The organism is Streptobacillus felis (genome assembly GCF_001559775.1).
Taxonomy (GTDB): domain Bacteria; phylum Fusobacteriota; class Fusobacteriia; order Fusobacteriales; family Leptotrichiaceae; genus Streptobacillus; species Streptobacillus felis.
The window spans coordinates 1-9,561 of sequence record NZ_LOHX01000311.1 but is presented as its reverse complement, the minus strand read 5'-3'; the positions used below and the strand labels follow the sequence as shown (position 1 = coordinate 9,561).

At 26.0% G+C, this 9,561-nt stretch carries 9 protein-coding genes; 6 read left to right on the top strand and 3 right to left on the bottom strand.

The features are described from left to right. Positions 1–122: 122 nt before the first annotated feature. The 3 genes from AYC60_RS07195 to AYC60_RS07185 are packed head-to-tail and all read right to left on the bottom strand — an operon-like array spanning position 123 to position 3,667. The gene (locus AYC60_RS07195) at positions 123–839 is read right to left on the bottom strand and encodes a YwaF family protein (protein WP_067323007.1); all 717 of its coding nucleotides are present in this window, start codon (positions 837–839) and stop codon (positions 123–125) included. Continuing rightward, positions 839–2,698, bottom strand: a complete 1,860-nt coding sequence (gene mnmG / locus AYC60_RS07190) for a tRNA uridine-5-carboxymethylaminomethyl(34) synthesis enzyme MnmG (protein WP_067323005.1) — start codon at positions 2,696–2,698, stop codon at positions 839–841. Before mnmG ends, AYC60_RS07195 begins: the two co-directional genes overlap by 1 nt. A gap of 12 nt (positions 2,699–2,710) precedes the next feature. Continuing rightward, a complete protein-coding gene (locus tag AYC60_RS07185; protein ID WP_067323002.1) occupies positions 2,711–3,667 on the bottom strand; it encodes an HAD family hydrolase in 957 nt (318 codons plus the stop codon). 161 nt (positions 3,668–3,828) lie between these two features. On the opposite strand from AYC60_RS07185, the gene AYC60_RS07180 reads away from it, so the two are divergent. From AYC60_RS07180 to AYC60_RS07155, 6 genes are all read left to right on the top strand, one after another. Next, a complete protein-coding gene (locus tag AYC60_RS07180; RefSeq protein WP_067322999.1) occupies positions 3,829–4,029 on the top strand; it encodes a hypothetical protein in 201 nt (66 codons plus the stop codon). Between the two features lie 81 nt (positions 4,030–4,110). Continuing rightward, positions 4,111–4,941 carry a mevalonate kinase gene (gene mvk / locus AYC60_RS07175; protein ID WP_067322996.1) on the top strand — a complete coding sequence of 277 codons (831 nt, stop codon included), beginning with the start codon at positions 4,111–4,113 and terminating at the stop codon, positions 4,939–4,941. Then, positions 4,923–5,810 carry a diphosphomevalonate decarboxylase gene (mvaD, locus tag AYC60_RS07170; RefSeq protein ID WP_067322994.1) on the top strand — a complete coding sequence of 296 codons (888 nt, stop codon included), beginning with the start codon at positions 4,923–4,925 and terminating at the stop codon, positions 5,808–5,810. Before mvk ends, mvaD begins: the two co-directional genes overlap by 19 nt. Then, entirely contained in the window at positions 5,804–6,670 is an 867-nt protein-coding gene (locus AYC60_RS07165; protein WP_067322991.1) for a mevalonate kinase family protein, read from the top strand. The genes mvaD and AYC60_RS07165 overlap by 7 nt, the downstream gene beginning before the upstream one ends. Before the next feature lie 60 nt (positions 6,671–6,730). After that, the gene (pepF, locus tag AYC60_RS07160) at positions 6,731–8,533 is read left to right on the top strand and encodes an oligoendopeptidase F (RefSeq protein ID WP_082762598.1); all 1,803 of its coding nucleotides are present in this window, start codon (positions 6,731–6,733) and stop codon (positions 8,531–8,533) included. A 125-nt stretch (positions 8,534–8,658) separates the two neighbouring features. Then, the gene (locus tag AYC60_RS07155; RefSeq protein WP_067322985.1) at positions 8,659–9,348 is read left to right on the top strand and encodes an aspartate/glutamate racemase family protein; all 690 of its coding nucleotides are present in this window, start codon (positions 8,659–8,661) and stop codon (positions 9,346–9,348) included. The last annotated feature ends 213 nt before the right edge of the window (positions 9,349–9,561 follow it).

The window sequence follows — 9,561 nt, the reverse complement described above, 5'->3', positions numbered from 1 at the left end:
AAAATTAAGTATATTTATTTAGATTGAAATAAAAGGTTAAAAATTGTTAAAAAAAATGGAGGATTCTAAAAAATTTAGAATTCTCCATAATTTTTTTAGGCTATTTCGGAACAGCCCCTTTTCTATATAGTCACTTCTTCTAATTCTTCTTTTTGATTATTAACGAAAGGTAAATACATAAATACCATAGATAATACAAATAGACCTACTAGCGCTATTTGGTAGAACCAAAATGGTTTAATGAAACTTACAGCTGGTATTACATAATCTGACATGAACATAAAATTAGTACCGTAGATACCATTCCATATAAATGAAATTCCTATTAATAATAAATAACCAAATACTGAAGTTACAAATCCTTTAAATGTTATTCTTTCATCTAGATGTATAAATCCATAGAATACAGCAAATATTTCAAACATATGACTTGCTATAAATGAATATACATATAAAGGTGAGTAATAAACAGAAAATCCTGGTATTATTACTGCAAGTATTGCTCCTGAAAACCAAAAATATACAAAGTTAAAATATATTCTTCTTTTAGTAATAAAGTATATTCCTGCAAATATTAATGAAATATTACATAAATTTAGTGGTACAGTATTATACCATACATCGTTTTCAAAATATATTCTATAAAGTGAATCACCTAATTTAACTACTAAGCATAAAATTCCAAGAAATATTGTATATTTACCTTTTTCTATACCTTTAAATAAATAAGGTATTAAGAGTAATATTATACAAATTATTGTAAGGACAAAAAGTGGTTTTAAATGTTCAGGTGAAAAATATGATAGATGATATTCACCCGGAGTAAAATATTTAGACATTACTTAACCTCCTTTAGTATAGAAACTAAGATAGCAATATCGTTATATGTAACACCACTTATTCTAGTTGCCTGTCCTATATTTTTAGGCTTAGTATAACTTAGTCCACTTACTGCTATATTTGATAGTCCTTTTACATTTTCATAATCGAAATCATCTGGTATAGAAATATTTTCAAGTTTTTTAAATTTCTCTATTTGATTTCTTTCTCTTTCAATAAAGATTTTATACTTAGCTTCAATTTCTACTTGCTCTTTAGATATTTTAGGTAAATCTTTTGTTTCTACAAATAATTTAAGATTATCATAATTTATTTCTTGTCTACCTAAAAATTCAAAAGCATTCATTACATTATTATGTGATGCATTAATATCAATAGATTTAAGTATTTCATTGTTTTCTTTATTTGGATAAATTTTTATTTCCTTAAGTCTTTCTATTTCTTCTGAAATGATTTCTATATTTTCTTCTAGTTCTTTCAATTTATCTTTATCTAATAATCCTATTTCTTTTGCTTTTTCTAGTAATCTAATAAATACATTGTCCTGTCTTAATGTTAATCTATATTCAGCACGTGAAGGTAAAACTCTATATGGTTCAGGTGTTTCTTTATTAATTATATCATCGATTAAAACTCCTATATATCCTTCATCACGTGATATTATTATAGGATCTTTTCCTTCTATTTTACGAACAGCATTTACTCCTGCAATGAATCCTTGGGCTGCAGCTTCTTCGTAACCACTAGTTCCGTTAATAGTTCCTGCTTGGAATAAGTTTTCTATAACCTTAGATTCTAATGAAAAATGTAATTGTTTTGCAGGTATGAAATCATATTCAACTGCATAACCATATCTTAATATTTTAGCATTTTCTAAACCTTTAATAGTTCTAATTAACTTCTCTTGGGCAAATGGAGGCATAGCCGTAGTAAATCCATTTACATATATTTCATCACTTTCTCTAGATTCTTGTTCTAAGAAAATTTGATGATCTGTCTTATCAGGGAAGTTCATTATTTTTCTATCAAGTGAAGGACAATGTCTAGGTCCTTTTGTAGAAACTATACCTGTAACTATAGGTGAGAATTTTAATAATTCTTGACCTACTTTAATAGTTTCTTCAGTAGTAAATGTTAACCATGTTTCTAAAGGTTTTTCTTCAACTTCTTTAGTCATATATGAAAAATATCTAGGATTAGTTTCACCATTTAATTTTTCTAATATATCTATATTAATACTTTTTTTATCTATTCTTGGTGGAGTAGCAGTTTGATATCTATCCATTTCTATACCATATTTAACTAAATTATCTGGTAAAGAATTACTTGCTTTTTCTCCTTGTCTTCCCGCAGAATATTTAACATCTCCTATAATATATTCTCCATTTAAAAAAGTTCCTGTACAAAGTATTACAGCCTTAGCTGAATATGAAAGACCAAGGGCATCTACTACACCTATAACTTTTTTATTTTCATCTAATATTAGATCTTCTACCATATTTTGTATTACATCTAAGTTTTCTTGTTTTTCAATGATTTCTCTCATTTTAATTCTATACCAATATTTATCAGCTTGAGCTCTTGTAATCTTAGCTGCAAGTCCTTTAGTATGATTTAAATTTTTTAGTTGTAAATTATACTTATCTATATGTATGGCCATTTGTCCACCAAGCATACCTATTTCGCTAACTATATGTGATTTACCTGGACCACCTATAGCTGGATTACAACTCATCATTGCAATATTATCTAAGTATATAGTAAAAAGAGCTACTTTTTTTCCTAGTCTTGCTGCAGCAAGTGAAGCTTCAACTCCTGCATGTCCTGCCCCTACTACTATAATATCATAGTTTTGCATAATTCCTCCTTTTTAAAAAGTGATACTTTTTTCAGCATCAATGAACCTACCTATAGTTTCATCTACAGTTTGGCTTAAATATCTGTCATCATTTGCTTCTAGCAATTCACTGAATTTTCCAGTTCTATTTCTGTCTATAAGTAATGAAATTTCTGTATCCTCATATCTTGTAAGCATGTGATAATCACCCATGCTATCTCCAGCAACAAAAATAGGGCCTTTGTTATATTTGTTATATAGAAACTTATCTATTATTTCAACTTTACCTTCATAGTATGTTTCTATAGTTCCTTCTTTTATCTCACCAGTAATTTTTCCATCTATAATTTCTAGTTCTTTTCCATATATTTCTTTAATATATGGTTTTAAAGGTTTTAATGCTTCTTCAACCTGTATTCTAGGTGAACCTGAAATTACATAAACATCTATATTATTTTCGCAGAATTCTTTTATTAATTCTTCCATTTCTTTTGCTATAGAAAGTCCTGTCTTATATGATGAAATATTATCTTCATAAATCCAATTTTCATGTCCAAATTCTACGGTATTATGATAATCTATTGCTTTTTGTATAAGAGCTCTTAATTCTTCTTCGCTCATATCATAGAAAAATATCATAGTAATATCAAAATGATCATATTTAAAGAATAGATATTCAACTAATTCTTCTATATTAGCTAAGAATTCTAAATAAGTATCTGATACATATTCAGAATTATATGCCCTTTCAAAAATTTCCATAAATTTAGATAAAACATTATCTTCATTAGGAAAATGTTTGTATAAAAATGATTTTAATACCTCTGGTGTAGTCCTATATTTCTTGAATTTTAAAACATAATGAATTAATGCAAATTGTATATCATTCATTAATATAGTATTATCACAATCAAAAATTGCATAATTATTTGAATTTTTACCCTTATTTATTAATTCATCAATTCTATCTTTAACGTTTTTTTTCCACATATTTTTTCCTTTTTATTTAATATACATAATTATACTATATATATCTTTAAAATACAACTATGTGTAAAGTTTGAAAATTTTGTGAAAAAAATGACAAAAATATTTACAAAAGAAAATAAAAGTAGTATAATATATGCAGAGATATTAAAAGGAGGATAATTATGGGTATAAAAAAAGGTAGTAAAAGACCTTGGGATATATGGAAACACAAAGATGAAAGCGAATTTAGAAATATCAATATAGGTATTAGACTAAATAAAGAGGAGCATGAAAGATTACTAAATGCTAAGAAAAAAATTAATTACACTACAGCAGATATTTTATTGCTGGGAATAGAATCTATAGAAAATGATAAATATTAATAAGGCAGAAATTTCTGCCTTATTTTATTATAGAATAAAATTAAGATAAATGATATAATAAATAGGAAACGAGGTGAGATTATGGCCCATGGAAAAGTAATATTATTTGGTGAACATTCTGTAGTTTATGGTAAAAATGCAATAGCTATGCATTTAAAGTCAGTTAAAATGGAAGCTAAAATTACTACAATAAATACAAATGAAAATGTGCATGTTAAACATATAAAAGAATACATAAAAAGTAATTACAATATATTAGATGAAGTATATGTGGAGATTAATTCTAATATACCAAGAGCAAGAGGTCTTGGTTCTTCTGCTGCACTTGCTGTTTCAGTTGCTAGAGCATTTAAGGAAAGATATAATCTAACTGATGAAAATGTTTTTGATATAGTGAATGAAAGTGAAAGATGGGCTCATGGTAATCCTAGTGGTATAGATATAGCTGTAATATTAAATGAAAAAAATGTTTTATTTAACAAAAAAGAAGGTATAAGAAATATAGATATTGATTTAAATTCAAAATTATTAATAATAGATAGTGGTATTAAAGGAAGTACTAAAAAAGCAGTTTCTATGGTTTCAAATAATTTAGATGAATATAAAGGGTATATAGAAAAATTAGGTAAAATAACTGATGATGCAATAGCTGCTATTGTTAAAAAGAATTTAAAATTATTGGGTGAACTTATGAATTCTAGCCACAATTTATTACGTAATATGAATTTATCAAATGATGTGATTGAAAATATAATAAATATATGTAATGAATATGCTTTGGGTTCTAAAATCACTGGTGCAGGCTTAGGTGGTTGTGTCATAGCCTTAATAGAAAATGAAGAAAAAGCTTATAAATTGATTAATATTTTAAAAGAAAAAGGAGTATCAAATATATGGCTAGAGGATATATAAATATAGCTATAGTTAAGTATTGGGGTAAAAAGGAATTTAATCCTTATTTAATACCTACACAGGGAAGTATTTCTTTAAAATCAAACAGACTATATACTGAAACAAATATTAGTAAAAGTGATGTAGATAAATTTATACTAAATGGTGTAGTTCAAAATGAATCTGAAACAAAAAAAATATTTGAATTTGTGGATAGAGTAGTTAAAGAAAGAGAAAAAATTTGTATAGAAAGTAAAAATTATGTTCCAACAGCTGCTGGACTTGCATCTAGTGCTAGTGCATATTGTGCTTTAACAAAGGAATTAAATGAATATTTCAAATTAAATTTATCAATAAATGAGATGGCAAAAATCTCAACTATGGGTTCAGGTTCTGCGTGTAGAAGTTTCTATAACCTAGCAGCATTTGACAAATATGGTGAAGTTTATGAGTTAAATACAGATTTAAATCTTGCAATGTTAGCTATAGTAGTAAGTGATGAAAAGAAAGAAATACCTTCAAGAGATGCAATGAAAATAGCTCAAAATTCAGTAATTTACCCTATGTGGGTTAAGAGAGCTAATGATGATTTTGAAAAAATGAAGAAAGCTTTAATTGAAAATGATTTTGTTAAAGTTGGAAATATAATGGAAAAAAATACTATAATTATGCATAATACAACTTTTAGATCTAATCCTTCATTTTCTTTTTTAAATGAAGAAACATACAGTGTCATTAAAACAATAAAAAGAATAAGAATGAGGGGAATAAATGTATTTACAACTATGGATGCTGGACCTAATGTAAAAGTACTTTATTTAAAAGAAGATGAAGAAAAGGTATTGGAAGCGCTAAAAGAATATTTTGAAGGGAAGATACTACTATGTTAGAGAAAGCAGGTTCTAAACTATATTTAGCAGGTGAGTATGCTATTTTAAAAGAAAATTCTTACGCCATAGTTTCATATATAGAAAAGTACACCTATTTATACTTTTATAAAAATGAAGAATGGGAAGTAACAACATCAATTGAAGACAAAGATGGATTGATATATAAGATAATTGAATATGTAGAAAGAAATTTTGATATTAGTAATAAGGCTAAACTTAAATATGAAAGTGAACTTTATGAAAATGATAAAAAGTATGGACTAGGATCATCTGCATCTTTAATAGTTGTGACCATTAAAAGTATTCTTAAGTTAAATAATATAGTTTTAGATAGTATGGAATTATTTAATGTATGCATAGATTTTATGATAGAAAATAATATTAGTGGTTCTTTTGGTGATGTAGCTTGTATTTGTTATGAAAAAAATATATTATTTAAATCATCAAATAGAATAGATAGAAATTATGAAATTAAAGTGTTGGATGTAGAAACTAATCTTGATATATCTGCAATTTGGACTAAAAGTCCTGCCAAAAGTTCAAAACTAATATCTAAAATAAATATTAATAATAAATTTTTTGAAGAATTTAGAATGAAATCTAATGATAGTGTGTTAAAAATTTATAAAGCTATATTAGTTAATGATGTAGATGTAGTTCTTGAAAATATAGATAAATTAAATGATAATCTACATGATTTAGAGAAAAATAATGAAGCAGCTATTCATACTGATATAATTGAAAATATGTTATCTCAGTATAGATATTCTAAAATTTCTGGTGCTGGTGGAGGAGATTTTATACTTTCTTTTTCAAAATCTAGTATCTTTAATAAACTGAATGTAGATTTAATATATTGATAAAATAAATGTAAAATGATAAAATGTATTATGAAATTAGAATTAGAAAGAGGAATAAAGATGGAAAAAATCTTAAAAAGAAGTGAAGTTGATATAAATCAAACCTGGGATTTAACAACTATATTTAAAAATGATGAAGCTTGGGAAGTTGAATTTGAAAAAGTTAGTAAAGAAATGGAAGAAATATCAAAATACGAAGAAAGTATGACTTCAAATGTTGATAATTTAGTAAAAACTTTAGATTTAGATGATAATTTAGCTCAAAGATTAACTGTACTATATATTTATGCTCATTTAAAAGGTGATGAAGATACTGGTAATTCAAAATACCAAGAATATAATTCAAAAATAATGAGCCTATATTCTGAATATGAAGCAAAATCAACGTTTGTTAAAATAAAATTATTAGAATTATCAGAAGAAGAAGTAGAAAAATACTTCAGTGATGAAAGATTAGTAGAACGTAAATTTGAAATTGAAAAACTATTTAAGACTAAAAAACATCAATTATCACAAAAAGAAGAAGAATTACTTGCAAATATGAGCCAAATATCTAATACTGCAAGTAAAGCATTTTCTATGTTAAATAATGCAGATATAACTTTTGATGAAATAGAAAATTCAAAAGAAGAAAAGTTAGCTCTAAATCATGCAAGATATGGGATGTATATGGAATCAAGTGATAGAATTTTAAGAGAAAATGCATATAATTCTATGTACAAAACTTATAGAAGTTTAAAAAATACTTTTGCAACTACACTTGAAGGTCAAGTATTAAATCATACAACTAATGCTAAATTAAGAAAATATCCTAGTGCTAGAAATGCAGCAGTTTCATCAAACTTTATAGATGAAAGTGTATATGATTCATTACTTTCAGCAGTAAATGATAAGTTACCAGAATTACATAAATATGTTGCATTTAGAAAAGAACAATTAGGTGTAGATAACTTAAGAATGTTTGATATGTACACTTCTTTAGTTAAAGAATTAGACCTTAAATTTACTTATGAAGAAGCAAAAGAAATAATTATAGATGCTTTACAAGTATTAGGTGAAGAATATGTTGGATTAATTAAGAAAGCATTTGATGAAAGATGGATAGATTATGCTGAAAATGAAGGTAAAAGATCAGGAGCATATTCAAGTGGAACTTATGGAACTAATCCATTTATATTAATTAGTTGGCGTGGTACTTTAGATAATTTATTTACATTAATTCATGAATTAGGACATAGTATACATAGTTACTATACTAGAAATTACCAACCATATATTTATGGACATTACACAATATTCTTAGCAGAAGTTGCAAGTATAACTAATGAATTAATTTTAAGTGACTATTTAATTAAAAAATATGCTGATAATAATGCGGTTAAAGCATATATAATTAACCATTACTTAGATCAAGTAAAAGGAACTGTATTTAGACAAACACAATTTGCAGAATTTGAATATGAAATTCATAAATCAGTAGAAAATGGACAACCGTTAACTGCAGAATATTTATCAACTATTTATGAAAATATAAATAAAAAATTCTATGGTCCAGATATGACTTATGATGATAACATTAGATATGAGTGGGCAAGAATTCCTCATTTCTACTATAACTTCTATGTATATCAATATGCAACAGGTATGTCAGCTGCATCAGCATTTGCTAAGAAAATATTAAATGAAGGTAAACCAGCTGTAGAAAAATACATTAATTATTTAAAATCAGGAGCAAGCGATTATTCATTAAATATCTTAAAAACAGCGGGTGTTGATATGAATACTAATGCACCAGTATATGCATGTCTTGAAACATTTGGTGAAAAACTAGAAGAATTAAAGAAAATATTAAAAGAAATATAGGAAGGAAAGTGAGAAATCACTTTCTTTTTTAATATATATTTTGAAAAATAAAGTGAAAAAATACTATTCCTTTTTTTCTTTTCTAAGGTATAATATTTGTGAAAATATTATTTGGAGGAATATTTATGAAAACAATTGGTTTGATAGGTGGTATGAGTTGGGAAAGTACTCTTACTTACTATAAGTTATTAAATGACAAAGTTATGCATCATTTAGGAGGATTAAATTCAGCAAAAATAATATTATATAGTGTAAACTTTGCTGATATAGAAAAATGCCAAAAATGTGGTGATTGGAATAAGAGTGCAGAAATACTAAAAGATGCTGCTTTAAAACTTGAAAAAGCAGGTGCAGATTTTGTATTAATATGTACTAACACTATGCATAAAGTAGTACCAGAAATACAAAAAGACTTAAATATCCCTATTATTCATATTGCTGAAGCAACTGCAGATGTACTAGTAGAAAGAGGTATAAAAAAAGTAGCTTTACTTGGAACTAAATATACTATGACTCAAGATTTCTATAGAGAAAAATTAACTGAAAGAGGAATAGAGGTATTAATACCTTGTGAACATGGTGTTGAATTTGTAAATGATGTAATATTTAAAGAATTATGTGTTGGTGAAGTAAAAAAAGAATCTAAAGATAAATATGTAGAAATAATAAATGGTTTAGTAGAAAAAGGTGCAGAAGGTGTAATATTAGGATGTACAGAAATAGATTTACTTATTAAAGATGGAGATGTTGATGTACCAGTATTTGATACAACTGAAATACATGCAGACAAAGCATTTGAATTAGCAATTAAATAATGTAGTAAAAACAAGTGTTGCAGAAATTTCAAAAATTTTTTTGAAAAAACTGCAACTTTTTTATTGACAAACTAAAAATGATATGGTAATATAATTGAGTTCGCAACAGAACGAGGACAATGGAAAGAAAAGGAATAAATAAAGCAAACAAGAAAGACAAGAAGTCAATTTAAGGTAAGAACAATAACTTTGAGAAACAAACTGACAAAAAGG